Raw genomic sequence first — 24,382 nt, forward strand, 5'->3', positions numbered from 1 at the left:
CGCCATGCGGGTTCTGACCTTCAACGTTCAGAACCTGCGGCTCCGGCGGCCCGAGGGGCGCGAGCGGCTGGACGGTGCGCGCGATGGCTCGGATGGGGACAGCGCCCTCGACCGGGCGCTCGATTTCGCCGACCGGCGGCTGACGGCGGCGGTGCTGGCCCGGGCCGAGGCCGATGTCTGCGCCTTGCAGGAGGTCTTCGACCGCGACTCGCTCGATTATTTCCACGACCACCTGTTGCGCGGGGCCGGGGCGGCGCCCTGGCCCTGGCGGGCCTGTCTTCAGGGCAATGACGGGGCAGGGCGCGACCTCGCATTGATGGCGCGCAGGCCGTTCGCCGCGCAAAGCCATGCCCGGCTGAGGGCAGGCGATCTGGGGCTCGACGGGCGCGCGGATCTGCCGGTCTTCAGCCGCGACCTGCTGGCGGCGGATTTCGGGCCGCTCACGCTGTTCGTCGTGCATTTCAAGGCGCCCTGGCCCGATCCCGAGGCCGCCTGGACCCGCCGCCATCTGGAGGCCTGGGCGGTGCGCCGGGTGATCGAGCGGCGGTTTGCCGATCCGGCCGCCGCGCTCTGGCTGGTGCTCGGCGATGTCAACGACCCGCCCGAGGGCGCCCGGGCCGTGGCGCCGCTGCTGGCGCCCTTCGGCGTCGATCTGACGCGACGCATGCCCGAGGGCGAACGCTGGACCTGGGCCGAGGGCGAAAGGCGGGGCTGCCCGGATGCGATGATCGCCTCGCCCGCGCTGGCCGCGCGCGTCCCGCACGCCGTGCCGCGGGCGATCCGCGCAGGGCTTGCCCGCAGTGCCGGGGGCGATCAGCCGCGCCTGCCGGACGTGGGCGACGACCGGCCCCATGCCAGCGATCACGCGGCGCTTTTGCTGGATCTGCCCGGGCTGTGACCGGGTGCCCGGGCGTCATGGTTCTGTTACAAGGGGCTGCGACAAGACCTGCGACCCCGGACCAGCCAGAATGCGCCTTGCCATGACCGCCGACCTGACCCATTGCGGCTCGCTGCTTGACGCGCTGCCTGACCCCGCACTGCTGGTCGGCCCCGACCGCCGCATCCTGCTGGCGAACCCGCCCGCGCGCGAGCTGTTCTCGGCACCCCTGGTCGGCTCGTCGGCGCTGAGCTACATCCGCCAGCCCGAACCCGCCGCGGCGCTGGAAAAGGGGCTGGCGACCCTGACCGATCCGCCGGGCGCCCCCTGCATGGTCGAGGCGCGGATGATCCAGACCACCCCCACGCGCGAGACGATCCTGCGGGTGACCGTGGCGCCGGTGGTGGCGACCGGCGGCCTTGCCGCGGTGCTGGTGACGCTGCGCGACATCAGCCAGGTCGAACATGCCGAGGAACAGCGCCGCGATTTCGTGGCCAATGTGAGCCATGAGATGCGCTCGCCCCTGACCGTGCTGGCGGGTTTCATCGAAACGCTGAAGGGCCCCGCCAAGGGCGACCCGGTGGCCACGGCCAATTTCCTCGACATCATGGAGCGCGAGGCGCAGCGCATGTCGCGGCTGGTGAGCGATCTTCTGTCGCTGAGCCGGGTCGAGGCCGAGGAACGGGTGCGCCCCCGTGCCCAGGTCTCGCTCAGCGAAGTGGTGCGGGCGACGCTGGCGGCGTTGCGCCCGCAGATCGAGGACGCCGGGATTACCGTCGATTTCCGCGACCTGCCCGACGCCCCGGCGATCCCCGGCGATCGCGACCAGCTGGTGCAGGTGTTCCACAACCTCGTCGAGAACGCGATGAAATACGGCGCCTCGGGCGGGCGCATCGAGATCGAGATCGAGCGGCAGGAACAATCGCCCGGCTTCCCCGGCCCGGTGATGAAGGTGCGGATCCGCGATTTCGGCGACGGGATCGACGCGCTGCACCTGCCGCGGCTGACCGAACGCTTCTACCGCGTCGACGGCCACCGTTCGCGCACCATGGGCGGCACGGGCTTGGGCCTTGCCATCGTCAAGCATATCATCAACCGCCATCGGGGGCGGCTGTCCATCCGCTCCACCCGCGGCGAGGGCTCGACCTTTGCCGTGGTGCTGCCCGTGGCCTGATCGCGGCCGGGGTTTCACCGAAGTGTCACATTGCACCTCTAAGGTGCGTCCAAACAACAGAGATTGCGCATGACCCGCCTGCATATCGATTCCGCCTTCGACGACGACCTGGAGCGTATCCGTGACCTGATGCTGGGCATGGGCGGCCGCGTCGAGGAAGCCATCACCCTCGGCGCCCGGGCGCTGGAGGAACGCGACGAGGATCTCGCCCAGCAGGTGGTCGAGGGCGATCACGCCATCGACGCGCTGGAGGAAGAGATCGACCAGCATGTCGTCCGCCTTCTGGCGCTGCGCCAGCCGCAGGCTGGCGATCTGCGGGCGGTGATCGCGGTGATGAAGATGGCGGCCGATATCGAGCGGCTGGGCGATTACGCCAAGAACATGGCCAAGCGGGTGCCGGTCCTGTCCTCGGCCCCGCAGATCGAGGGTGCGGGCGCCGCGATCCGCCGCCAGGCGCGGCAGGTGGGCCAGATGCTCAAGGACATGCTGGACGCTTTCGCCCGGCTCGACACCGCGCTGGCCGAGGATGTGATCCACCGCGATATCGAGGTCGATCACATGACCAACGCCCTCTTCCGCGAATTCATCACCCATATGATGGAAGATCCGCGCAACATCTCGGCCTGCCTGCACTACACTTTCATCGCCAAGAACGTCGAACGGATGGGCGATCTGGTGACGGGCGGGGCCGAACAGGTGATCTTCCTCGCCACGGGCGAGCGGTTCGGCGACCGGCCCAAGGGCGAGTCGACCGCCACCATCGACGTGCAACCGGACTAAGGAATGTTCATGAGCCGCAGCGACACGCCGCTGGTCCTGGTCGTCGACGACGAACCGGCCCAGCGCGCGCTCCTCACCTATAACCTCGAGGCCGCGGGCTTTCGGGTGGCCACGGCCTCGGACGGCGAGGAGGCCCTGCTGGTCTCGGCCGAAGAGGCGCCGGATGTGATCCTGCTGGACTGGATGCTGCCGCGCGTCTCGGGCATCGAGGTCTGCCGCCAGCTCAAGGCCCAGAAGGGCGGGGCGGATGCGGCGATCATCATGGTCTCGGCCCGGTCGGACGAAAGCGACCGGGTGCGGGGGCTGGAGACGGGCGCCGACGATTACATCACCAAGCCCTATTCGGTGAACGAGCTGCTGGCCCGGGTCCGCGCCAACCTGCGCCGCGTGCGCCCGGCCCGCGCGGGGCAGGTGCTGGAGGTCAAGGACCTGACGCTCGACCCCGAGGCGCACCGCGTGCACCGCAACGGGCAGGAGCTGCATCTGGGGCCGACCGAGTTCCGGCTCCTGTCGGCGCTGATGGAGAAATCCGGCCGGGTCTGGACGCGCGAGGCGCTGCTGGACCGGGTCTGGGGCCGCGACATCTATGTCGATACCCGCACGGTCGACGTGCATATCGGCCGGTTGCGCAAGGCGCTGATGGCCAAGGGCGGCGACGATCCGATCCGCACGGTGCGCGGCGCGGGCTATTCGCTGGATTGACATTCCGGGCGGCGGGCGGTCGGATCGGGGCCTCTGACAAAGGGTCCCCCGATGAACACCGCCACCGCCGCCCAGGGCTATGTCCCTGATCCCCGTAACGAAAATGTCCTGGTCTGGGTCAACGGCGAGCTGGTGCCCAGGGCGCAGGCCGTGGTCAGCGTCTTCGACGCGGGCTTCGGCTTCGGCGACGGCGTGTGGGAGGGGCTCAGGCTGGTCCGCGGCCGGATCCTGCAGCGCGAGGCGCATCTCGACCGGCTGTTCGAGGGCGCACGCTCCATCGCGCTGGAGATCCCGCAGGGCCGCGACGGCATCAACGCCGCCATCGACGGCGTGCTGGCGGCGAACGGGATGGAGGACGGCGCGCATCTGCGGCTGATGGTGACGCGGGGGGTGAAGGCCACGGCCAACCAGGACCCGCGCTTCATACTGTCCGGCCCGACCGTGGTCATCACCGCCGAATACAAGACCCCGCGGCCCGAGGCGCGGGCGAAGGGCCTCACGCTCTTCACCTCGACCTTCCGCACCTCGGGGCCCGATGTCTTCGACCTTCACCTCAACTCTCATTCCCGGCTGAACCTGATCCAGGCGCTGATCCAGGCGATCAACGCGGGTGCCGACGAGGCGCTGATGCTGGACCCGCGCGGGTTCGTCGCATCCTGCAATTCGACGAATTTCTTCGTGGTGCGGAAGGGCGAGGTCTGGACCTCGACCTCCAACTATTCCTTCAAGGGCATCACCCAGGCCGCGGTGATCGCCGCCGCCCGCGCCGCCGGGATCACCGTGCGCGAAACCGACATGACGCTCGCGCAGGTCTATTCGGCGGACGAAAGTTTTGTCACCGGCACGCTGGGCGGGGTGACCCCGGTCACGAAGATCGACGGGCGGGTGATCGGCAGCGGCATCCCCGGCCCCCTGACCGCCCGCCTGCGCGCGCTCTACGAGGCGTCGGTCTATCCGCCGGGCTGATCGTCCGGGCCGGAGGAAGCGGGGGGCCAGCCCCCCGCACCCCCCGCTCAAGGGGGTTTTCCACCCCCTTGAGAAACCCCCGAGGATATTTGAAGAACAAAGATGAAGGTTAAGAGGGCGTTAAGCCCCATCTTTGCGCTCCAAATATCCTCGGGGGGTGAATGCCCGCAGGGCAGAGGGGGGCAGACGGCCCCCCTCTCTTCCTTCTTTTCCGGCTCAGAGCCCTGCGTCGACCCGGTGGCCGGGCGCGTAGATCAGCCGCACCCAAGTGATCGGCGTTTCCGCCCTTGTGCTGCGGTCCAGCAGAAGGAGCGCAGCGCCGGGGGGGCAGCCCAGCGCCTCGGCCAGCGCGGCATCCGCCGTCATCGCGCCGAAGGAGAGCCGGGCCTCGGCATAGGTGACGTGGCTCACCAGCCATTCATTGGCGCTGACCTCGGCGAAATCCACGCCCTCGACCACGGCGGGCGAGAGCCAGCGATCCTCCAGGCAATAGGGCGCGCCACCGGCGGTGTGCAGCGCCACGACATGGCGGAGCGGGCCGTCCCCCAGCGCTGCCCGCGCCTCGGCGCTGCCCGGCTCCAGCCGGTCGATGAGCAGCCGGTAGCCCGGTTCCTGCCCGCGTTCGGCGATGTCCTGACGGATGATCGGGATGCTGAGCGTGGCGCGGCGCACCGGGGTCAGCGGCACCCGCGTGCCGCCCCGCCTCCGGCGTTCCAACAGACCGGCCTCGGCCAGATCCCGCAGGGCCCGGTTCACCGTGACCCGCGTGCAGCCGAGTTCGCCCGCCAGCGCCGCCTCGTCGGGGATCCGCGCGCCGGGCGGCCAGTCGCGGGCGCGGATGCGCCGCAGCGCCTCGTCGCGCACCTCCTGCCAGCCCATTGCCATCACGCCGCCTTCAATCGCCGCACCACCGCGCGATAGGCGGCCTCGATCGCGGCATGGTCGCGGTGTTGCCCGCCCGTGACCAGATGCCGCCCGGCCGACCAGACCTCGCGCACCGCCCGGTCGTCGCCCGCGAAGATCCAGCTGTCAAGGAGCGCGTCGCCCTGCCGGCCCTCCAGATCGACCGAGCCGGTGTCCAGCGCCACCAGATCGGCCAGCATCCCCGGCGCGATCACCCCGGCCTGCCGTCCGGCCGCCTGCGCGCCGCCCTTTGCCGCGCCCTCGAAGATCACCCGGCCGGTGGAATGTTCCGCCGTCGCCAGCATCGCCCGGCCCCGGTCGCGCAGGCGCTGGGAATGTTCCAGCACGCGCAATTCCTCGGTCAAGGCGATGCGGATGTTGCTGTCCGACCCAAGCCCGAAGCGCCCGCCCGCCTGCCTCCAGGCCACGCCGTCGAAGATCCCGTCGCCCAGCGAGCTTTCGGTGATCGGGCAGAGGCCCGCCACGGCGCCGGTCGCGGCCAGGGCCAGCGTCTCGGCCCGCTGCATCTGCGTGCAATGGATGAGGCACCAGCGTGGGTCGACCGCGGCATGGTCCAGCAGCCACTCGACGGGCCGGGCGCCGTGGAAAGCCTGTACCTCCTCCACCTCGGCCACCTGTTCGGCGAGATGCATGTGCAGGGGCGTGCCGGGGCGCAATGCGATGGCCTCGGCCAGCGCCTCGGGCGTCACCGCGCGCAGGGAATGGGGGGCGAGGCCGAGGCGGGCGTCGCCGGGCAGGGCCTTGATCGCCGCTTCCGCGCCCTCAACAATCCGCGCGAACCCCTTGACATCATTGCCGAAGCGTACCTGACCCGGCCCCAGCGCCCGGCCGTCGCAGCCGCCCTGCATGTAGAGCACCGGCAAGAGCGTCAGCCCGATCCCCGACCGCGCCGCCCCGGCCACGATCCGCGCCGACATCTCGGCCGGGTCGGCATAGGGCTGCCCGCCCGGCGCATGGTGCAGGTAGTGGAACTCGACCGAGGCGCCATAGCCCGCCTCCAGCATCTCCATCTGCACATAGGCGGCGATCGCCTCCACATCCCCGGGCGTGAGCTGGTCGAGGAAGCGGAACATCAGCTGCCGCCAGGTCCAGAACGAGTCGCTGGCGGAAGGGCCGCGCCGTTCCGTCATCCCGGCCATTGCCCGCTGGAAGGCGTGCGAATGCAGGTTCGCGGGCGCGGGCAGCAGGGCGTCCAGCCGCTGGTCGCCGGGCGCGGCGGGAACCCCGGTTTCCACGCGGGCGATATGCGCGCCGTCGAGCGTGACGCGCACATCCGCCGCCCAGCCGGTGTCGAGAAGCGCCTGTTCGGCCCAGAGGCGGGTCATCGGATTCTCCGCATTGACGGGTCAAATAAGTATATACATATTAGCCCAAGAACGGAGGCGCACAAGATGGAAACGGCTGATCTGATCCTGACCAATACCCGCCTGGCGCCGGGTTTCGGCCCGGATCGCGGGGCCTTGGCCATCGGCGGGGGGCGTATCCTCTATGCGGGACCCGAGGCCGGGCTCACCCATGACGGCTCGCGCCGGGATCTGGGCGGTCGGGTGGTCACGCCCGCGCTCATCGATTGCCACACGCATCTGGTGCATGGCGGCCACCGCGCCGCCGAATTCGCGCTGCGGCTCGAGGGCGCGAGTTACGAGCAGATTGCCCGGGCCGGGGGCGGCATCGTCTCGACCGTCCGCGCCACGCGTGAGGCCAGCGAGGAGCAGCTTTATCAACAGGCCCTGCCGCGGCTGAAAGCCCTGCGGGCCGAGGGCGTTGCACTGGTCGAGATCAAGTCGGGCTACGGGCTGGACATTGAGACCGAGCTGAAAATGCTGCGTGTTGCCAGACGGTTGGGTATGGGGCAGGGGGTCCGGGTGGTGACGACTTTCCTGGGCGCCCACAGCCTGCCTCTCAGTCACAAAGAAATGCCTGACGTTTATTTGTCCGATATTTGTATCCCCGCTTTGCAGGCCGCCGCGGCCGAGGGGCTGGTCGATGCGGTCGACGGGTTCTGCGAGGGCATCGCCTTCTCTCCCGAGCAGATCGCCCGGGTCTTTGACGCAGCCAAGGCCCTGAACCTGCCGGTCAAACTGCACGCGGAACAGCTCTCGCATCTGGGCGGGACGGCGCTCGCGGCCCGCTATGGCGCGCTCAGCGCCGACCATGTCGAATACGCGACCGAGGCCGACGCGCGGCTGATGGCCGCCTCCGGCACCGTCGCCGTCCTGCTGCCCGGCGCCTTCTACGCGCTGCGCGAAACCCAGGGGCCGCCCGTCGCCGCCTTCCGCGCCCACAAGGTGCCGATGGCGGTGGCGACGGACGCCAACCCCGGCACCTCGCCGCTGACCTCGCTGCTACTGGCAATGAACATGGCCTGCACGCTCTTCCGCCTGACGCCTGACGAGGCCCTGCGCGGCGTGACCGAACACGCGGCCCGGGCGCTCGGCGTCACCGATTGCGGGCGCCTTGCCCCGGGGATGCGCGCCGATCTGGCCGTCTGGGACGTCGGGGACCCGGCCGAACTCGCCTATCGCATCGGTTTCAACCCGCTCCACACCCGCTATTTCGAAGGCCAGGAATGCTGATCCTCACCCCCGGCGCCGCCCCGCTCGCGCAGCTTGAAACGCTCTGGCGCGAGGGCGCGGCTTTCCGCCTCGACTCCGCCGCGCGCGCCGCGGTCGAGGCCGCCGCCGCCCGTGTTCGGCAGGCTGCCGAGGGGGGCGCGGCGGTCTATGGCGTCAACACCGGCTTCGGCAAGCTGGCCTCGGTCAAGATCGCGGCCGAGGATACCGCGACCCTGCAGCGCAACCTGATCCTCAGCCATTGCTGCGGCGTGGGCGAGGCGCTGGACGTGGGCACCACCAGGCTGATGATGGCGCTGAAGCTCCTCAGCCTCGGCCGCGGCGCTTCGGGCGTGCGGTGGGAGGTCATCGCCCAGATCGAGGCGCTGATCGCCGCAGGCGTCACGCCGTTGGTGCCCGCGCAGGGCTCGGTCGGGGCCTCGGGTGACCTCGCGCCACTCGCGCATATGACGGCGGTCATGTTGGGCCATGGCGAGGCGTTCTTCGCGGGTCAGCGCATGAACGGCTTGCAAGCGCTTGAAAGAGCTGGAATTGCTCCGATCACCCTGGGGCCGAAAGAGGGGCTCGCGCTGATCAACGGCACGCAGTTTTCTACCGCCCTGGCGCTGACCGGGCTCTTCGACGGCTGGCGTCTGGCCCGGGCCGCGCTGGTCACCGGCTGCCTCTCGACCGACGCGATCATGGGCTCGACCGCGCCCCTGCAACTGGCGATCCATGCGCTGCGCGGTCATCGCGGGCAGATCGACGTGGCGGCGGCGATGCGAGACTTGATGGCCGGTTCCGAGATCCGCGAGAGCCACCGCGACGGCGACAGCCGCGTGCAGGACCCCTATTGCATCCGCTGCCAGCCGCAGGTTCTGGGCGCTGCCGTGGATCTGCTGCGGCAGGTCGCCGGCACGCTGGAAATCGAGGCGAATGCGGTGACCGACAACCCGCTGGTGACCGAGGACGGCATCTTCTCGGGTGGGAACTTCCACGCGGAACCCGTTGCTTTTGCGGCCGATATTACCGCTTTGGCCCTGGCCGAGATCGGCGCGATCGCCCAGCGGCGGGTGGCGTTGATGGTCGATCCGACGCTCAGTCACGACCTGCCGCCGTTCCTGACGCCCGATCCGGGGCTCAATTCCGGCTACATGATCGCCGAGGTGACGACCGCCGCCTTGATGAGCGAAAACAAGCACCTTGCGCATCCCTGTTCGACCGATTCCACGCCCACCTCGGCCAATCAGGAGGACCATGTCAGCATGGCCGCCCATGCCGCGCGGCGGTTGCAGCGGATGAACGCCAACCTGTCGGTGATCCTGGGGGTCGAGGCGCTTTGTGCGGCGCAGGGGATCTTCTACCGCGCGCCCCTGGCGACAGCGCCCCGGTTGGCCGATGCGGTGGCAGCGCTCCGGGCCGAAGTGCCGCCGCTGGCCGAGGATCGCTATCTCGCGCCCGAGATCGAGCGGGCGGCAGCGCTGCTGCGGGGCGATGCGCTGGCCTCCGCGGCAGGTCTGGAGTTCGCGCTATGAATCCGGTCGAGGTCACCGAAGGCGCGGGGCCGCTGATCCTGGGGATGCCGCACACCGGCACCCATCTGCCAGCTGAGGTGCTGGAGGCGCTGAACACGCAGGGCCGGATCCTGGCCGATACCGATTGGCATATTGATCAGCTTTACAAGGACTTGCTACCGGATGTGACGGTGGTCAGGGCAACCTTCCACCGCTATGTGATCGACGCGAACCGCCCGCCGGACGGCGAAAGCCTCTATCCCGGGCAGAACACGACCGGGCTGGTGCCCCAGACGGATTTCGACGGCATGCCGATCTGGCAGACACCGCCCGATGCCGCCGAGGTCGAGGATCGCCGGATGCGTTTTCACGCCCCCTATCACGCGGCGCTGGCGGCGCAGGTGGCGCGGGTGAAGGCGCGGCACGGGGTGGCGGTGCTCTACGATTGCCACTCGATCCGGTCGCGGATTCCCTTTCTGTTCGACGGCACGCTGCCGGATTTCAACATCGGTACGGTGAACACTGCGTCCTGCGACGCCCGGATCGAGAGGCTGGTCGCGGAAACCTGCGCCAAGGCAACGGGTTACCGGACGGTCCTGAACGGGCGGTTCAAGGGCGGCTGGACCACGCGCCACTACGGGCGGCCCGAACAGGGCGTCCATGCCATCCAGATGGAACTGGCGCAGATCACCCATCTGGCCACTGAGGCGCCGCCCTTCGCTTATGACCCAGCCAAAGCCGAAAGCCTGCGCGCCATCCTGCGCGGGATCTTGCAGGGGCTCGTTGCCCTGGCACCGCAACTTCGCGCCTGAACGCGCTGATTACACGAGGTTTCCCATGAACAACCCCCGCCACAACACGCGCGACATCTTCCCCCCGACCGGCCCCGAGCGGACCGCCAAGTCCTGGCAGACCGAGGCGGCGATGCGGATGCTGATGAACAACCTGCATCCCGATGTGGCCGAGAACCCGCATGAGCTGGTGGTCTATGGCGGGATCGGCCGGGCGGCGCGGACCTGGAAGGACTTCGATCTGATCGTCAGCACGTTGAAAACGCTGGAAAGCGACCAGACGCTGCTGGTGCAGTCGGGCAAGCCGGTGGGCGTGTTCCAGACCCATGCCGACGCGCCGCGGGTGCTGATCGCCAATTCCAATCTGGTGCCGCATTGGGCCAATTGGGATCACTTCAACAAGCTCGATAAGGCCGGGTTGATGATGTACGGCCAGATGACCGCCGGGTCATGGATTTACATTGGAACTCAAGGCATTGTGCAGGGAACCTACGAGACCTTCGCCGAAGCCGGGCGCCAGCATTACGCCGGCAGCCTGCGCGGCAAGTGGATCCTGACCGCAGGTCTGGGCGGCATGGGCGGCGCGCAGCCTTTGGCGGCGGTGATGGCCGGGGCGTGCTGTCTGGCGGTGGAATGCGACGAGACGCGGGCCGATTTCCGCATCCGCACCCGCTATTGCGACGCCAAGGCGCATAGCCTCGACGAGGCGCTGGCGCTGATCGCCGACTGGACCGCCAGGGGCGAGGCCAAATCGGTGGCGCTGATCGGCAACGCGGCCGAGGTCTTTCCGGAACTCGTGCGCCGGATGAAGGCGGGCGAGGTGCGGCCCGATATTGTCACAGACCAGACCAGCGCACATGATCCTGTCCATGGATACCTTCCGCTCGGCTGGTCGGTCGCCGAATGGCGCGCCAGGCAGGAGAGCGACCCGAAAGCGGTGGAAAAGGCGGCGCGGGCCAGCATGAAGGCGCATGTCGCCGCAATGGTCGATTTCTGGAATGCCGGTGTTCCGACGCTGGATTACGGCAACAACATCCGTCAGGTGGCGCTGGACGAAGGCCTTGAAAACGCCTTCGCTTTCCCGGGTTTCGTGCCGGCCTACATCCGGCCGCTGTTCTGCAAGGGGATCGGGCCCTTCCGCTGGTGCGCCCTGTCGGGCGACCCCGAGGATATCGCCAAGACCGACGCCAAGATGAAGGAGCTGTTCCCCGAGAACGCGCATCTGCATCGCTGGCTGGACATGGCGGCCGAGCGGATCGCCTTTCAGGGCCTGCCGGCGCGGATCTGCTGGATCGGCCTTGGCGACCGGCACCGGGCGGGCCTCGCTTTCAACGAGATGGTGCGGACGGGCGAGCTGAAGGCGCCGGTGGTGATCGGGCGCGATCACCTCGATTCAGGCTCGGTCGCCAGCCCCAACCGCGAGACCGAGGCGATGATGGACGGCTCGGACGCGGTCAGCGACTGGCCGCTGCTGAATGCGCTGCTCAACACCGCCTCGGGTGCGACCTGGGTCAGCCTGCATCACGGCGGCGGCGTCGGCATGGGCTTCAGCCAGCATTCCGGCATGGTCATCGTCTGCGACGGCACGGCCGAGGCCGACCGCCGGCTGGGCCGGGTGCTGTGGAACGACCCGGCGACGGGCGTGATGCGCCACGCGGACGCGGGCTATGAGATCGCGAAGGATTGCGCGCGCGAGCACCAACTGGTGCTACCCGGCATCCTATAGCGTCACCACCACATTGCCGCGCTTGTGGCCCGAGGAGGCGAGGCGATGCGCCTCCTCGATCTGCGCGAAGGGCAGGAGCGTGACCTCGGGCCGGTATCCCTGCGCGTGCAGATCCAGCACCCGGGCCAGTTTCTCGGGGCTTTCCTTGACCACCCCGCTGCACAGCCGGTGCGACCCGCGCCGGGGCCGCAGCCCGGCGCCGATCTGACCCGCGAAATCGGCGGTGACGAGGCCGAGGCGACCGCCCGGCGCCAGCAGCGGCGCGGCCTTGGCATAGGGCAGCGTCCCCGCCACGTCGAGGATCGCGTCATAGGGGCCTTGGGGCAGCGGTCGGGCGTAATCGGCGACCTGCTCGGCCCCCGCCGCCGTCATCGCCGCGTGGTTCGTGGCCGAGGCGACGCCCGTGACCCGCGCCCCCAGATGCGCGCCCAGCCAAGTCGCGGCCATGCCCACGGCGCCGCTGCCGCCGTTGACCAGAAGCCGCTCGCCCGCGCGCAGGCCCATCTGGTCGATCAGGAAATCGGCCGCGGTCATCAGGCCGAAGGGCAGGGCGGCTGCCTCGGCCTCGGTCAGACTGTCGGGGCGGCGGGCGAGCATCTTGTCGGTGGTGACCACGCAATATTCGGCGCCCGCGCCCATCGTCATGCCGTCGGTGATGCCCAGAACCGGCTCCCCCTCGCTCCAGCCGCTGACGCCCGGACCCAGCGCCGAGATCACGCCCGAGAATTCGCGCCCCGGCACCGGGCGTTTCGGGCGGGTCCAGCCGAAGAAGGCCCGCACCATCGGCCCCATGCCGCGCGGCACGTCGAGGCCCCGGATCCGCGCGTCACCCCGGGTCACGCCGAAGGCCGCGACCTTGACCAGCACCTGACCGGGGCCGGGGACCGGGCGGGGCAGGGTCTCGATGGCCATGACCCCGGGTCCGCCATAGCGGCGGGCGGTGGCGGCTTGCATGGTGTCAGTCGTCATAGCGGAATACCTCCTCCAGGGGTTTGCCGAAGACCCGGGCGATGCGGAACGCGAGGTCCAGGGTGGGGGAATACTTGCCCGCTTCGAGCGCGTTGATGGTCTGCCGGGTGACGCCCGCCCGCGCCGCCAGATCCTTCTGCGTCATCTCGCCAGCGTCAAAGCGCAGGCGGCGGATCGTGTTGGTGATCTGCGCCAAGGGCTCAGTACCCCCGCCGGTAGCGCCAGAGCCGCGCCGCGTTCCCGGCAAGGTCCCCGGCCGCGAAGGAGGCAAGCATCAGGTTCAGCGCCAGCAGCGGCGTCACGCCCCAGGCCAGCGCCGCCAGGGCCGCGACAAACCCGGTTGAAATGGTGATCGCCGTGACCTTCCAGCCGAAGAGCACGATGATCCGGTCGCGTTCATCGACCAGCCCGTCGAAGGCCTCACGCAAGGTGACGTGATAGGCCAGCGCCAGAAGCACGCTCACGCCGATGCCGACGCCGATCCCGACCGGGATCATCCACAGGATCTGCCGCGCCCAGATCTGCAGCCCTTCGGGCCCGGCAAAGGCGCCCTCGGCCTGACGGGTGACGATCACCCAGGTGAAAAGCGCGATCACCGCGAGGGAGGTGACCAGCTCGGCAATCGTGCTGCGCTCGGTAAAGGACATGGCGGGCTCTCAAAGGTCGACTCGATTGGACATGGGGTAAGGCAAAGAGGACGTGATGTAAAGAATACTATACACTACGACAGCGTGACCAAGACCCCCCTTGACCGCATCAGCCTTTCGCCCGACCTTGCGCACGCCTTGCGCGGCCCCGCCGCGCTCCCCTCGCCGGACAGCCCCCGACATGCCCGCCAAGACCCCGCCCTTCGCCGCCTTTGAATGGCAGATCGCCTGGCGCTATCTCAGGGCCCGGCGCACCGAGGGCGGTGTCAGCGTGATGACGCTGATTTCGCTGATCGGCGTGGCGCTGGCGGTCTTCGCGCTGATCGCGACCTTGGCCGTGCGGTCGGGCTTCCGGTCGGAATTCGTCGACACCATCCTCGGCGCCAATGCCCATGCGACGATCTATTACACCTCGTCCGTCAGCCCCACGGGCCAGATGTCGAACACGATCGAGGATTACGACGGCGTGGCCGAGCGGCTGGCCGCGGTCCCGGGCGTCATCAGCGCCGCGCCCCTGATCAAGGGCCAGGTCATGGCCTCGAACGGCGGGCGCAACGCGGGCGTCGAGGTCTTCGGCATCCGCACCGAGGACCTGCTGGCCATCCCCCGCATCGCCCATTCGTCCCGTGCCCGCGGCGATATCGACCGCTTCGAGGAGGGGATCGCCATCGGCGAGGGCGTGGCGCGCGACTTGCAGGTGCAGGTCGGCGACCGGATCCGCATCATCTCGCCGGAGGGCGTGCAGACCGCCTTTGGCACCAGCCCCCGGGTCAACGCCTATGAGGTGGTCTATATCTTCAGCGCCGGGCGCTACGACATCGACCGCACGCGGGTCTATCTGCCCTTCACCGAGGCGCAGAGCTTTTTCAACCGCGACGGGGTGGCGGACGAGATCGAGGTGATGCTCACCGATCCCGAGCATGTCGAGGACATGACCTATCCGCTGCTGCGCGCCGCCGGTGAGCGGGCGATGATCTGGAGCTGGCGCGACAGCGCGGGCAGCTTCCTGCGGGCCCTCGATATCGAGGACAACGTGATGTTCATCATCCTGTCGATCCTGGTGCTGATCGCGGCGATGAACATCATTTCGGGCCTTATCATGCTGGTGAAGAACAAGGGCCGCGACATCGGCATCCTGCGCACCATGGGGCTGAGCGAGGGCTCGGTGCTGCGGATCTTCTTCCTCTGCGGTTCGCTCATCGGCGTGGTGGGGACGGCCATCGGCGTGTTGGCGGGCTGTCTTTTCGCGCTCTATATCGACCCGATCTTTGCCTTCGTGAATTATGTCGCCGGGGGCGGGGTCTGGGATGCCTCGATCCGCGGCATCTATGCGCTACCCGCCGAGCTCAGGCTCTGGGACGTGCTGAAGGCCGTGTCGCTGTCCCTGGGCCTGTCCTTCATCGTCACCATCTTTCCCGCCCGCCGCGCGGCGCGGATGAACCCGGTCGAGGCCCTGCGCTATGAGTGACCCCGCCCTGATCCTGGACGGCATCGTCAAGACCTATCGCGGCGGCATCGCCGGGCCGGTCGAGGTGCTGCGCGGCGCCTCGCTGGAGCTGGCGCGGGGCGAGGTGGTGGCGCTGGTCGCCCCCTCGGGCGCCGGGAAATCGACGCTTCTGCATATCGCCGGGCTGCTGGACACGGCCGATCAGGGGCAGGTGGTGATCGACGGGCTTGACATGACGCGAATGGGCGATGCCGCCCGCACCGCGGCGCGGCGCCAGCAGGTCGGCTTCATCTATCAGTTCCACCACCTGCTGCCCGAATTCACCGCGGCCGAGAACATCGTCCTGCCGCAGCTCGCCAATGGCGTGCCGCGGGCCGAGGCGCAGGCCCGGGCGCAGGCGCTGCTGGACAAGGTCGGGCTCTCGCCCCGCGGCGGCCACCGGCCGGCGCAATTGTCGGGGGGCGAGCAGCAGCGGGTGGCCTTCTGCCGGGCCATGGCCAACCAGCCGCAGATCCTGCTTGCCGACGAGCCGACCGGCAACCTCGACCCCGGGACCTCGGATCAGGTGTTCGGCGTGCTGATGGATCTGGTGCGCGCCACCGGGCTCTCGGCGCTGATCGCCACGCATAATCTGGATCTGGCGGCGCGGATGGACCGGGTTCTGCGCCTCGATGCGGGCAGAATCGCAACAGGTTGAGGCGGAATCGGCGGATTCCAGCCGGATTTCTTGACTCTCCACCCCCGCTTTAGGGAACTGGACCGGATGGGCGCTGCCACGCCCGTTAGTAAAAGTCCTTTTCCACCGGGGGGTTGGAATGAAGTCCATGATCGGGGCCGCGCTTGCGGCTGCCCTGTTCCTTGCACCCGTCTCGGCCAGCGCCGAGGCGATCGTTGCCCGGGTCAGCGTGTCGGAGCAGACGCTCTACCTCTATGTCGACGGCATGCTGCGCTATGAATGGCCGGTCTCGACCGCGCGGGCGGGCAAGATCACGCCGCGCGGCGAATGGCAGCCGCAATGGCTGTCACGCTGGCACCGGTCCAGCCGCTACAACAACGCACCGATGTATTTCGCCATCTTCTATGACGGCGATTACGCGATCCACGCCACCGATGCGGTCAGCCGCCTGGGTCGCCCGGCCTCGGCCGGTTGCGTGCGGCTGGACGAGGAGAACGCCTCGCTCCTCTTCGCCATGGTGCAGGAGCAGGGGATGGAGAACATGCGCGTCGTCGTCACCGACTGACCGGCCGCTCCCCTGAGCCCCGGAAGCCACAGGCCCGCCCCCCGATCTGGGGGCGGGCTTTTTCACCTACCCAAGGGATGGAGGCTCGCCTATAGTCCCTGTGGATTTGCAAGAACCCACCCCGAGGGAGAGGACATGCGCTGCCCGTTCTGCGGAAACGTCGATACCCAGGTCAAGGATTCCCGCCCTGCCGAGGATCACGTCTCGATCCGCAGACGCCGCTTCTGTCCCGCCTGCGGGGGGCGCTTCACCACCTATGAACGCGTCCAGCTGCGCGACCTGGTGGTGGTGAAATCCTCGGGCAAGCGCGAGCCCTTCGACCGCGACAAGCTGGAACGCTCGATCCGCATTGCCATGCAGAAACGGCCCGTCGAGCCTGAGCGCATCGAGCAGATGATCTCGGGCATCGTGCGGCGGCTGGAATCGATGGGCGAGACGGATATCGCCAGCCGGGTGATCGGCGAGATCGTCATGGAGACACTGGCCCGGATCGATACCGTGGCCTATGTGCGCTTCGCCTCGGTCTACAAGAACTTCCAGGCGGCGGGCGATTTCGACAAATTCGTGTCCGAGCTCAGGCCCGCGACGGCGAGCGAGGAGTGACCGGGGCAGGGGGGCCGTCTGCCCCCCTCTTGGCCTGACGGCCAATTCACCCCCCGAGGATATTTGAAGAACGAAGATGGCACAGGGCGCGAGCGACACCGATCGGCGGTTCATGCGTCTGGCGCTGGGGCTGGCGGCGCGGGGGCTGGGCAATACCTGGCCCAACCCGGCGGTGGGCTGCGTCATCGTCCGCGACGGCGTGGTGCTGGGGCGCGGCTGGACCCAGCCCGGCGGGCGGCCCCATGCCGAGGTGCGGGCGCTGGCCCAGGCGGGGGCGGCGGCGCGGGGCGCCACGGCCTATGTCACGCTCGAACCCTGCGCCCATCACGGCAAGACCCCGCCCTGCGCCGAGGCGCTGATCGCGGCGGGTGTGGCGCGGGTGGTGACGGCGCTGACCGATCCCGACCCGCGGGTCGCCGGGCGCGGCCATGCCATGCTGCGCGCGGCCGGGATCGCGGTCACCGAGGGGGTCGAGGCGGCGGCGGCGCGGCGGGCCAATCTGGGATTCCTGATGCGGCTGACCGAGGGGCGGCCGCTGGTCACCCTGAAACTGGCGCTGACGCTTGATGCGCGGATCGCCACGGTGACCGGCGCTTCGCGCTGGATCACCGGGCCCGAGGCGCGGCGCCGGGTGCATCTGATGCGCGCCAGCCATGATGCGGTGCTGGTCGGGTCGGGCACGGCGCGGGCCGATGACCCGGACCTGCGGGTGCGGGATCTGGGGATCGCGCGCCAGCCGGTGCGGATCGTCGCCGATTCGCGGCTGGGGGTGGCGGCGGAGTCGCGGCTGGGTCGCAGCGCGCTGGAGGCGCCGGTCTGGATGCTGCACGGGCCCCAGGCCTCGGTCCCCGCGCGCATGGCCTGGGCGGCGCGGGGCGCCGAGCTCATCGCCTGCGAGACCGATGCGCTGGGGCGGATCGACATCGCCGATGCGCTGCGGCGGTTGGGTGAGCGGGGGCTGACGCGGATCTTCTGCGAGGGGGGCGGCGGGCTTGCGGCCTCGCTGGTGCAGGCCGGGCTGGCGGATGAGCTGGTGGTCTTCACCGCCGGGCGGCTCTTTGGTTCGGACGGCACGGCCGGGCTGGCGGCGCTGGGGGTGACCGAGATCGACGCGCCCGATTGGGAACTGGTCGGCTGCGAGGCGATGGGCGCCGATCTGATGCATCGCTGGCGCCGCCGCCGGGACGGGTGACGCGGCTTTGGGCAGCAAGACAGTCCGGTGACGGTTTGTTGACCAGTTCGCAAAAGAGCCCCCATCGGTGCATACTTGTGCCACACTGGGGGCAGACCCTGCCCGGGTGGAGTTGAATTCCCGGGCGGCTGGTACCAGATATGTCGTCGAAAGGGCTCGTATCCCCCCAAGACCTGGGTGATCCCGGGAGGGCGGGGGAGCACGACACAAACGAGTTGAGGTCAGGTATGACGAACCAAACCAACGCCTATGCAGTGCTGCCGCTGCGCGATATGGTCGTTTTTCCGCATATGATCGTGCCGCTGTTCGTGGGCCGCGACAAATCGGTGCGCGCGCTGGAAACGGTGATGCGCGATGACAAGCAGATCCTGCTGGTCACCCAGATCGACCACGCGGCCGAGGATCCCGATGCCGATGGCATGTTCGGCGTGGGCGTGCTGGCCAATGTGCTGCAACTCCTGAAACTGCCCGACGGCACGGTCAAGGTGCTGGTCGAGGGCAAGAGCCGGGTGCGCGTGACGCGCTTCCTGGAGAACGACAAGCATTTCGAGGCCGAGGCGGTGATCCTCGACGAGACCGCGGGCGATCCCGAGGCGGTCGAGGCGCTGACCCGGGCCGTGAGCGACGATTTCGAGCGTTACGCCAAGATCAAGCGCAACATCCCCGAGGAGGCGCTCTCGGCCATCGCCGATGCCGGTGAACCGGCGCGGCTGGCGGATCTTGCCGCCGGGCATCTGGGCGTCGAGGTGGCGCGCAAGCAGGAACTGCTGGAGACGCTCGACGTGGCCGAGCGGCTGGAGAAGATCTATGGCCTGATGGAGGGCGAGATCAGCGTCCTGCAGGTCGAGCGCAAGATCAAGTCGCGCGTGAAAAGCCAGATGGAGCGGACCCAGCGCGAATATTATCTGAATGAGCAGATGAAGGCCATTCAGAAGGAGCTGGGCGAAGGCGAGGACGGCCAGAACGAGCTGACCGAGCTGGAAAACCGCATCAAATCGACCAAATTCTCCAAGGAGGCCCGCGACAAGGCGGAGGCCGAGCTGAAGAAGCTGAAGTCGATGAGCCCGATGTCGGCCGAAGCCACGGTCGTGCGCAACTATCTCGACTGGCTGCTGGCCCTGCCCTGGGGCGTGAAATCGCGCGTCAAGAAGGACCTGAACCGGGCGCAGAAAGTCCTCGACGAGGATCACTACAGCCTCGACAAGGTGAAAGAGCGCATCGTCGAATATCTCGCCGTGCAATCGCGGTCGGCAAAGCTGAAGGGGCCGATCCTGTGCCTCGTCGGCCCTCCGGGCGTCGGCAAGACCTCGCTGGGGCGCTCGGTCGCCAAGGCCACGGGGCGCGAATTCATCCGCATCAGCCTTGGCGGCGTGCGCGATGAAAGCGAGATCCGCGGCCACCGCCGGACCTATATCGGCTCGATGCCCGGCAAGATCATCCAGGCGCTGAAAAAGGCCAAGACCACCAACCCGCTGATCCTGCTCGATGAAATCGACAAGATGGGGCAGGATTTCCGGGGCGACCCGGCCTCGGCGATGCTGGAGGTTCTGGACCCCGAACAGAACGCGACCTTCGTCGACCATTATCTGGAGGTGGAATACGACCTCTCGGACGTGATGTTCATCACCACGGCCAACTCCTACAACATGCCGGGGCCGCTGTTGGACCGGATGGAGATCATCCCGCTCTCGGGCTATACCGAGGACGAGAAGGCCGAGATCGCCCGCCGGCACCTCTTGCCCAAGGCGATCAAGAACCACGGGCTGAAGAAGTCGGAACTCTCCGTCTCGGACGATGCGCTGACGGCGGTGCTGCGCCACTACACCCGCGAGGCCGGCGTGCGGAACTTCGAGCGTGAGCTGTCGAAGATCGCGCGGAAGGCGGTCACCCAGATCGTCCGCAAGGAGGCCACGCATGTCGATGTGACGGCCGACAATCTGGACGATTTCCTCGGCGTGCCGCGCCACCGTTTCGGCCTGGCCGAGAAGGAGGATCAGGTCGGCGTGGTCACCGGGCTGGCCTGGACGCAGGTGGGCGGCGATCTGTTGCAGATCGAGGCGCTGAAGCTGCCGGGCAAGGGCCGGATGAAGACGACCGGGAAACTGGGCGACGTGATGAAGGAATCGATCGACGCGGCGTCGAGCTATGTGCGCTCGATCAGCCCCCAGATCGGCGTCAAGCCCCCGGTGTTCGAGACGATGGACATCCACGTCCACGTCCCGGACGGCGCCACGCCCAAGGACGGCCCTTCGGCGGGTCTGGCCATGGTCACGGCCATCGTCTCGGTCCTGACCGGCATCCCGGTCCGCAAGGACATCGCCATGACCGGCGAGGTCACGCTGCGCGGCAATGCCAGCGCCATCGGCGGGTTGAAGGAGAAGCTGCTGGCGGCCTTGCGCGGGGGCATAACCAAGGTGCTGATCCCGGTCGAGAACGCCAAGGATCTGCCCGAGATCCCCGACAACGTGAAATCGGGGCTGGAAATCGTGCCGGTCAGCCATGTGCGTGAGGTTCTGCAACACGCGCTGGTGCGCCAGCCTGATCCGATCGACTGGGACGCCGCCGCCGAGGAGGCCGCCGCCATCGCCGCCCGCCTGGGCCGCTCCGACGCCCCTTCGTCGGCCACGGCGCACTGAGGTCCGTTCCTGCCGACATGACCCGCCCCCGGACAACCGGGGGCGGGTCTTTTCATGCAGGGATCAGGCGCGTTGCCAGAGGTTGATGAGGAAGGCCACGATCGACAGCAGCACCACCACCTCGACCACGCCCATGAGCGGGCCCAGCGTCGCCTCGGGTCCCATATGGGACAAGAGCGCGAAGAGCAGCACCAGAAGCAGGAAGGCGCCGATCTGGAACAGCCAGAAATGCACCTTCGCCAGCATCGTGTCGGCCAGCCCCGGAATGATCCGGTAAACGATGCCGAACAGCGTCATCAGCGTGAAGCCCAGAAGGTTGATATGCGCATGGACCGGCGCCAGGTCGAATTCCTGGGCCGCGCCCATGTAGATGCCGAAACTCAGGCCGACCAGCAGATACAACGCACCAAGGATCAGGAAGCTTTTGGAAAGGTTCATCGGGTCCTCCCACCCAGAGCCAGGGGCCGCGCCCCCGGCGCGAAACCTAGCATGGTTCACGGTTTCGTGAGTGGGAAAAGCAGGATCCGGGATCTCGGTTTCGCAGCGGAAAAAAGCTGCACAAGATCGCACACTTCCCCCTTGAGCCCACCCGCATGAGCCGCTATAGACCCGCGCACGGCGGGCGATTAGCTCAGCGGTAGAGCGCTTCGTTCACATCGAAGATGTCAGCGGTTCAAATCCGTTATCGCCCACCATCCCCATTCAGGACCGTAGCCGACAGGCTGCGGTCCTTTGCGTTTACCGCCGGGGAGGGATCGCATAGGTCATGCCCGACCGCGCCAGCACCGCCTCGGACCCTTCGTTCACGATCAGCACATCGCCCACCGCCAGCGTCCGGCCGAGCTTGTGCAGCCGCGCCCGGCCGATCAGGTCGCGCCCGGCCTCGGGCTTCCTCATGAAATCGATCGAGGCATTGGTGGTCACCGCCAGCGCCACCGGCCCGATCATCGCCAGCAGCACGGCATACATCGCCAGATCGGCCAGGGCGAACATGCTGGGCCCGCTGACCGTGCCGCCCGGTCTGAGATGCTGCTCGCCGACCAGCAGCCGCACATCGGCCTGCATCGGCGCCACCCGCTCGATGCGGAACTGGCTGGCGACCTGCGGAAACTCGCGCTGCATGAAGGCGTTGAGGGACGTCGCGTCCATCTGGGCGTCCGTCTGGGTCTGCATGCTTTCCTCCCGCTGCTGACCCGCATAGACTCAGGCCAAAGGAACGGGGAGGGCAAGATGACCGAGGCCTTGGTGCGCTGTGACGTTGCGGAACGGGTGGCGGTGGTGGAGATGAACCGCCCCTCGGCGCTGAATGCGCTGTCGGACGGGCTGCTGGCGGCGCTGACCGGGACGCTGACGGCGCTGGCCGCCGATCCGGCGGTGCGGGTGGTGGTGCTGAAGGGGGCGGGCAAGGCCTTCTGCGCCGGTCACGACCTGAAGGAGATGCAGGCGGGCCGCGCGGCGCCGGACGGGGGCGCCGCCTATTTCGCCGATCTCTTCACCCGCTGCGGCGCCCTCATGCAGCTCATTCCGGCGATGCCGCAGCCGGTCATCGCCCAGGTCCAGGGCATCGCCACGGCGGCGGGCTGCCAACTGGTGGCGAGCTGCGACATGGCGGTGGCGGCCGAGGATACGCGGTTCGGCGTGAACGGCGTGAATATCGGGCTCTTCTGCTCGACCCCGATGGTGGCGCTCAGCCGCAACATCCCCCGCAAGCAGGCCTTCGAGATGCTGACCACGGGCGAGTTCATCCCGGCCGAGCGCGCCCGCGATCTGGGTCTCATCAACCGCATCGCCCCGCCCGATGGGCTGGAGGCAGAGACGATGACCCTGGCCCAGACCGTGGCGGGCAAACTGGGTGCCGCGGTCCGGATCGGCAAGCGGGCGTTCTACGAACAGGCCGGCATGCCGCTCGACCGGGCTTATGACTACACCCGCGACGTGATGGTGGAAAACATGCTCTTGCGGGACACCGATGAGGGCATCACCGCCTTCATCGAGAAACGCAAACCCGACTGGGCGTGAGCCGATCACCCGCAGCAAAATCAACGGCTTGGAAAAGCGCGCTAACCTTCCGTTAACCCGCCTTCTTTGCGCTGAAAATATCCTCGGGGGTTTCTCAAGGGGGTGGAAAACCCCCTTGAGCGGGGGGTGCGGGGGGCTGGCCCCCCGCCTCATCTGCCGGCCGCGCCCCGGGCGCGGCGTTCACCGCTGAAACGCTCCTCCGGAGCGTTTCCGATACGCGGCTTACCCGAACACCCGGCGGAAGATCGTGTCGACGTGCTTGGTGTGGTACTCCATGTCGAACTTGGACTTGATCCCGTCGACACCCAGCGCGGCGACCACATCGGGGTCGGCGAGCAGCTGTTCCTGGAAGTCCACCCGCTCTTCCCAGACCTTCAGCGCGTTGCGCTGGACCATGACATAGGCGTCCTCGCGCGAGACGCCAGCTTGGGTCAGCGCCAGCAACACGCGCTGCGACATCACCAGCCCGGGGAATTTATTCATGTTGTCGAGCATGTTCTGCGGGAAGACCAGCATCTTCTCCACGACGCCCGCCAGCCGGTGCAGCGCGAAATCCAGCGTCACGGTGGCATCGGGACCGATGCCGCGCTCGACCGAGGAATGCGAGATGTCGCGCTCGTGCCAGAGCGCCACATTCTCCATCGCCGGCACCACCGTCATCCGCACCAGGCGCGCAAGGCCTGTCAGGTTCTCGGTCAGCACCGGGTTCTTCTTGTGCGGCATGGCCGACGAGCCCTTCTGGCCCATCGAGAAGAACTCGGCCCCCTCCAGCACTTCGGTCCGCTGCATGTGGCGGATCTCGATGGCGACGTTCTCGATCGAGGAGGCAATCACCCCCAGCGTGGCGAAGAACATCGCGTGACGGTCGCGCGGAATGACCTGGGTCGAGATCGGCTCCGGCTTCAGGCCCATCATCGTGCAGACATGTTCTTCGACCGCCGGGTCGATATTGGCAAAGGTCCCGACCGCGCCCGAGATGGCGCCGGTCGCCACTTCGTCCCGCGCCGCGCGCAGGCGGGCCAGGTTGCGGTCGAATTCGGCGTAGAAGCGGGCGAAGGTCAGGCCCATGGTGGTGGGCTCGGCGTGGATCCCGTGCGAGCGGCCGACGCGCACGGTGTATTTATGCTCTTCGGCGCGGGTTTTCAGGGCGGCCAGTACCCGCTGGATCCCGGCTTCCAGAAGATCCGCCGCGCGCACCAGCTGCACGTTGAGGCAGGTGTCCAGCACATCGGACGAGGTCATGCCCTGATGCACGAAACGCGCCTCGTCCGAGCCGACATGCTCGGCCAGATGGGTCAGGAAGGCGATCACGTCATGTTTGGTGACGGCCTCGATCTCGTCGATGCGGGCCACGTCGAAATCGACATCCTTGGCTTTCCAGACGGCCTCGGCGTTTTCCTTGGGGATCACCCCCAGCGCGGCCTGCGCGTCGCAGGCATGGGCCTCGATCTCGTACCAGATCTTGAACTTGGTCTCGGGCGACCAGAGGGCGACCATCTCGGGGCGGGAATAGCGGGGGATCATCGGCAATCCTTCGGATCTGGCGGGGTTGGCGCCTGATAGACCCCGGGGCCGGGCCGTGCAAGCCTTGGCCGTTGCCCTTGGGGCAAGCATTGGCGGCA

At 68.2% G+C, this 24,382-nt stretch carries 24 protein-coding genes and 1 tRNA gene; 17 read left to right on the forward strand and 8 right to left on the reverse strand.

Going from position 1 to position 24,382, the window contains the following annotated elements:
- Positions 1–4: 4 nt before the first annotated feature.
- The 5 genes from DDE23_RS15365 (at position 5) to DDE23_RS15385 (ending at position 4,499) form a co-directional block, all read left to right on the forward strand.
- A complete protein-coding gene (locus tag DDE23_RS15365) occupies positions 5–898 on the forward strand; it encodes an endonuclease/exonuclease/phosphatase family protein (protein WP_107752654.1) in 894 nt (297 codons plus the stop codon).
- Between the two features lie 70 nt (positions 899–968).
- Positions 969–2,051, forward strand: coding sequence for a sensor histidine kinase (locus DDE23_RS15370; protein WP_238150005.1), 1,083 nt, complete (start codon positions 969–971; stop codon positions 2,049–2,051).
- 69 nt (positions 2,052–2,120) lie between these two features.
- Positions 2,121–2,831: a phosphate signaling complex protein PhoU gene (gene phoU, locus DDE23_RS15375; RefSeq protein ID WP_107752656.1), complete on the forward strand. Its 711-nt coding sequence runs from the start codon at positions 2,121–2,123 to the stop codon at positions 2,829–2,831.
- Positions 2,832–2,840: 9 nt separating this feature from the next.
- A complete protein-coding gene (gene phoB, locus DDE23_RS15380) occupies positions 2,841–3,533 on the forward strand; it encodes a phosphate regulon transcriptional regulator PhoB (protein ID WP_107752658.1) in 693 nt (230 codons plus the stop codon).
- A 51-nt stretch (positions 3,534–3,584) separates the two neighbouring features.
- Positions 3,585–4,499 carry an aminotransferase class IV gene (locus DDE23_RS15385; RefSeq protein WP_107752660.1) on the forward strand — a complete coding sequence of 305 codons (915 nt, stop codon included), beginning with the start codon at positions 3,585–3,587 and terminating at the stop codon, positions 4,497–4,499.
- A gap of 216 nt (positions 4,500–4,715) precedes the next feature.
- On the opposite strand, the gene DDE23_RS15390 is transcribed toward DDE23_RS15385, so the two are convergent.
- Both DDE23_RS15390 and DDE23_RS15395 read right to left on the reverse strand, forming a co-directional pair.
- Positions 4,716–5,384 carry a UTRA domain-containing protein gene (locus DDE23_RS15390; protein WP_107752661.1) on the reverse strand — a complete coding sequence of 223 codons (669 nt, stop codon included), beginning with the start codon at positions 5,382–5,384 and terminating at the stop codon, positions 4,716–4,718.
- On the reverse strand, positions 5,384–6,748 hold the full coding sequence (locus DDE23_RS15395) for a formimidoylglutamate deiminase (RefSeq protein ID WP_107752663.1): 1,365 nt from the start codon (positions 6,746–6,748) through the stop codon (positions 5,384–5,386). The genes DDE23_RS15390 and DDE23_RS15395 overlap by 1 nt, the downstream gene beginning before the upstream one ends.
- Before the next feature lie 66 nt (positions 6,749–6,814).
- Here DDE23_RS15395 and hutI point away from each other — a divergent pair, with 66 nt between their 5' ends.
- From hutI to hutU, 4 genes are read left to right on the forward strand one after another with little or no spacing between them, the layout of a single operon-like run.
- Entirely contained in the window at positions 6,815–7,999 is a 1,185-nt protein-coding gene (gene hutI, locus DDE23_RS15400) for an imidazolonepropionase (RefSeq protein ID WP_107752665.1), read from the forward strand.
- On the forward strand, positions 7,993–9,510 hold the full coding sequence (hutH, locus tag DDE23_RS15405; protein ID WP_107752667.1) for a histidine ammonia-lyase: 1,518 nt from the start codon (positions 7,993–7,995) through the stop codon (positions 9,508–9,510). Before hutI ends, hutH begins: the two co-directional genes overlap by 7 nt.
- Complete coding sequence (gene hutG / locus DDE23_RS15410; protein WP_107752669.1) at positions 9,507–10,301, forward strand: N-formylglutamate deformylase; 795 nt, start codon at positions 9,507–9,509, stop codon at positions 10,299–10,301. Before hutH ends, hutG begins: the two co-directional genes overlap by 4 nt.
- Positions 10,302–10,326: 25 nt before the next feature.
- Positions 10,327–12,006, forward strand: coding sequence for a urocanate hydratase (gene hutU / locus DDE23_RS15415; protein WP_107752670.1), 1,680 nt, complete (start codon positions 10,327–10,329; stop codon positions 12,004–12,006).
- On the opposite strand, the gene DDE23_RS15420 is transcribed toward hutU, so the two are convergent.
- The 3 genes from DDE23_RS15420 to DDE23_RS25140 are packed head-to-tail and all read right to left on the reverse strand — an operon-like array spanning position 12,001 to position 13,622.
- Positions 12,001–12,975, reverse strand: a complete 975-nt coding sequence (locus tag DDE23_RS15420; protein ID WP_107752672.1) for an NAD(P)-dependent alcohol dehydrogenase — start codon at positions 12,973–12,975, stop codon at positions 12,001–12,003. The two genes, hutU and DDE23_RS15420, sit on opposite strands and share 6 nt — an antisense overlap.
- Positions 12,965–13,171 (reverse strand): helix-turn-helix transcriptional regulator, encoded by a 207-nt coding sequence (locus DDE23_RS15425; protein ID WP_107752675.1) that lies wholly within the window; start codon positions 13,169–13,171, stop codon positions 12,965–12,967. Before DDE23_RS15425 ends, DDE23_RS15420 begins: the two co-directional genes overlap by 11 nt.
- A 4-nt stretch (positions 13,172–13,175) precedes the next feature.
- Positions 13,176–13,622 (reverse strand): hypothetical protein, encoded by a 447-nt coding sequence (locus DDE23_RS25140; RefSeq protein ID WP_107752677.1) that lies wholly within the window; start codon positions 13,620–13,622, stop codon positions 13,176–13,178.
- Between the two features lie 181 nt (positions 13,623–13,803).
- On the opposite strand from DDE23_RS25140, the gene DDE23_RS15430 reads away from it, so the two are divergent.
- The 6 genes from DDE23_RS15430 (at position 13,804) to lon (ending at position 20,741) form a co-directional block, all read left to right on the forward strand.
- The gene (locus DDE23_RS15430; RefSeq protein WP_107752679.1) at positions 13,804–15,090 is read left to right on the forward strand and encodes a lipoprotein-releasing ABC transporter permease subunit; all 1,287 of its coding nucleotides are present in this window, start codon (positions 13,804–13,806) and stop codon (positions 15,088–15,090) included.
- Positions 15,083–15,766, forward strand: coding sequence for an ABC transporter ATP-binding protein (locus DDE23_RS15435; RefSeq protein WP_107752681.1), 684 nt, complete (start codon positions 15,083–15,085; stop codon positions 15,764–15,766). The genes DDE23_RS15430 and DDE23_RS15435 overlap by 8 nt, the downstream gene beginning before the upstream one ends.
- A 118-nt stretch (positions 15,767–15,884) precedes the next feature.
- Positions 15,885–16,310: a L,D-transpeptidase gene (locus DDE23_RS15440; protein ID WP_107752683.1), complete on the forward strand. Its 426-nt coding sequence runs from the start codon at positions 15,885–15,887 to the stop codon at positions 16,308–16,310.
- 135 nt (positions 16,311–16,445) lie between these two features.
- A complete protein-coding gene (gene nrdR, locus DDE23_RS15445; protein WP_107752685.1) occupies positions 16,446–16,913 on the forward strand; it encodes a transcriptional regulator NrdR in 468 nt (155 codons plus the stop codon).
- A gap of 112 nt (positions 16,914–17,025) precedes the next feature.
- The gene (gene ribD / locus DDE23_RS15450; RefSeq protein WP_107752988.1) at positions 17,026–18,105 is read left to right on the forward strand and encodes a bifunctional diaminohydroxyphosphoribosylaminopyrimidine deaminase/5-amino-6-(5-phosphoribosylamino)uracil reductase RibD; all 1,080 of its coding nucleotides are present in this window, start codon (positions 17,026–17,028) and stop codon (positions 18,103–18,105) included.
- 227 nt (positions 18,106–18,332) lie between these two features.
- The gene (gene lon, locus DDE23_RS15455; protein ID WP_107752687.1) at positions 18,333–20,741 is read left to right on the forward strand and encodes an endopeptidase La; all 2,409 of its coding nucleotides are present in this window, start codon (positions 18,333–18,335) and stop codon (positions 20,739–20,741) included.
- A gap of 63 nt (positions 20,742–20,804) precedes the next feature.
- Here lon and DDE23_RS15460 read toward each other — a convergent pair whose 3' ends face one another.
- Positions 20,805–21,179, reverse strand: coding sequence for a cytochrome-c oxidase (locus DDE23_RS15460; protein ID WP_107752689.1), 375 nt, complete (start codon positions 21,177–21,179; stop codon positions 20,805–20,807).
- A gap of 182 nt (positions 21,180–21,361) precedes the next feature.
- On the opposite strand from DDE23_RS15460, the gene DDE23_RS15465 reads away from it, so the two are divergent.
- Positions 21,362–21,436: transfer RNA gene (locus DDE23_RS15465), tRNA-Val, on the forward strand.
- Between the two features lie 43 nt (positions 21,437–21,479).
- Here the strand turns inward: DDE23_RS15465 and DDE23_RS15470 are convergent.
- Entirely contained in the window at positions 21,480–21,914 is a 435-nt protein-coding gene (locus DDE23_RS15470; RefSeq protein WP_238150006.1) for a PaaI family thioesterase, read from the reverse strand.
- A 57-nt stretch (positions 21,915–21,971) separates the two neighbouring features.
- On the opposite strand from DDE23_RS15470, the gene DDE23_RS15475 reads away from it, so the two are divergent.
- Entirely contained in the window at positions 21,972–22,760 is a 789-nt protein-coding gene (locus tag DDE23_RS15475; RefSeq protein ID WP_107752691.1) for an enoyl-CoA hydratase, read from the forward strand.
- A 222-nt stretch (positions 22,761–22,982) separates the two neighbouring features.
- Here DDE23_RS15475 and purB read toward each other — a convergent pair whose 3' ends face one another.
- A complete protein-coding gene (gene purB / locus DDE23_RS15480; RefSeq protein ID WP_107752693.1) occupies positions 22,983–24,284 on the reverse strand; it encodes an adenylosuccinate lyase in 1,302 nt (433 codons plus the stop codon).
- Between the last annotated feature and the right edge of the window lie 98 nt (positions 24,285–24,382).

The organism is Pararhodobacter aggregans (assembly GCF_003075525.1).
In the GTDB taxonomy this organism is placed as follows: Bacteria; Pseudomonadota; Alphaproteobacteria; order Rhodobacterales; family Rhodobacteraceae; genus Pararhodobacter; species Pararhodobacter aggregans.

Bases quoted from the DNA above. Each gene is read 5' to 3' on its own strand.
- DDE23_RS15365 (WP_107752654.1), top strand. From the start codon at position 5: ATGCGGGTTCTGACCTTCAACGTTCAGAACCTGCGGCTCCGGCGGCCC.
- DDE23_RS15370 (WP_238150005.1), top strand. From the start codon at position 969: ATGCGCCTTGCCATGACCGCCGACCTGACCCATTGCGGCTCGCTGCTT.
- phoU (WP_107752656.1), top strand. From the start codon at position 2,121: ATGACCCGCCTGCATATCGATTCCGCCTTCGACGACGACCTGGAGCGT.
- phoB (WP_107752658.1), top strand. From the start codon at position 2,841: ATGAGCCGCAGCGACACGCCGCTGGTCCTGGTCGTCGACGACGAACCG.
- DDE23_RS15385 (WP_107752660.1), top strand. From the start codon at position 3,585: ATGAACACCGCCACCGCCGCCCAGGGCTATGTCCCTGATCCCCGTAAC.
- DDE23_RS15390 (WP_107752661.1), bottom strand. From the start codon at position 5,384: ATGGCAATGGGCTGGCAGGAGGTGCGCGACGAGGCGCTGCGGCGCATC.
- DDE23_RS15395 (WP_107752663.1), bottom strand. From the start codon at position 6,748: ATGACCCGCCTCTGGGCCGAACAGGCGCTTCTCGACACCGGCTGGGCG.
- hutI (WP_107752665.1), top strand. From the start codon at position 6,815: ATGGAAACGGCTGATCTGATCCTGACCAATACCCGCCTGGCGCCGGGT.
- hutH (WP_107752667.1), top strand. From the start codon at position 7,993: ATGCTGATCCTCACCCCCGGCGCCGCCCCGCTCGCGCAGCTTGAAACG.
- hutG (WP_107752669.1), top strand. From the start codon at position 9,507: ATGAATCCGGTCGAGGTCACCGAAGGCGCGGGGCCGCTGATCCTGGGG.
- hutU (WP_107752670.1), top strand. From the start codon at position 10,327: ATGAACAACCCCCGCCACAACACGCGCGACATCTTCCCCCCGACCGGC.
- DDE23_RS15420 (WP_107752672.1), bottom strand. From the start codon at position 12,975: ATGACGACTGACACCATGCAAGCCGCCACCGCCCGCCGCTATGGCGGA.
- DDE23_RS25140 (WP_107752677.1), bottom strand. From the start codon at position 13,622: ATGTCCTTTACCGAGCGCAGCACGATTGCCGAGCTGGTCACCTCCCTC.
- DDE23_RS15430 (WP_107752679.1), top strand. From the start codon at position 13,804: ATGCCCGCCAAGACCCCGCCCTTCGCCGCCTTTGAATGGCAGATCGCC.
- DDE23_RS15435 (WP_107752681.1), top strand. From the start codon at position 15,083: ATGAGTGACCCCGCCCTGATCCTGGACGGCATCGTCAAGACCTATCGC.
- DDE23_RS15440 (WP_107752683.1), top strand. From the start codon at position 15,885: ATGAAGTCCATGATCGGGGCCGCGCTTGCGGCTGCCCTGTTCCTTGCA.
- nrdR (WP_107752685.1), top strand. From the start codon at position 16,446: ATGCGCTGCCCGTTCTGCGGAAACGTCGATACCCAGGTCAAGGATTCC.
- ribD (WP_107752988.1), top strand. From the start codon at position 17,026: ATGCGTCTGGCGCTGGGGCTGGCGGCGCGGGGGCTGGGCAATACCTGG.
- lon (WP_107752687.1), top strand. From the start codon at position 18,333: ATGACGAACCAAACCAACGCCTATGCAGTGCTGCCGCTGCGCGATATG.
- DDE23_RS15460 (WP_107752689.1), bottom strand. From the start codon at position 21,179: ATGAACCTTTCCAAAAGCTTCCTGATCCTTGGTGCGTTGTATCTGCTG.
- DDE23_RS15470 (WP_238150006.1), bottom strand. From the start codon at position 21,914: ATGCAGACCCAGACGGACGCCCAGATGGACGCGACGTCCCTCAACGCC.
- DDE23_RS15475 (WP_107752691.1), top strand. From the start codon at position 21,972: ATGACCGAGGCCTTGGTGCGCTGTGACGTTGCGGAACGGGTGGCGGTG.
- purB (WP_107752693.1), bottom strand. From the start codon at position 24,284: ATGATCCCCCGCTATTCCCGCCCCGAGATGGTCGCCCTCTGGTCGCCC.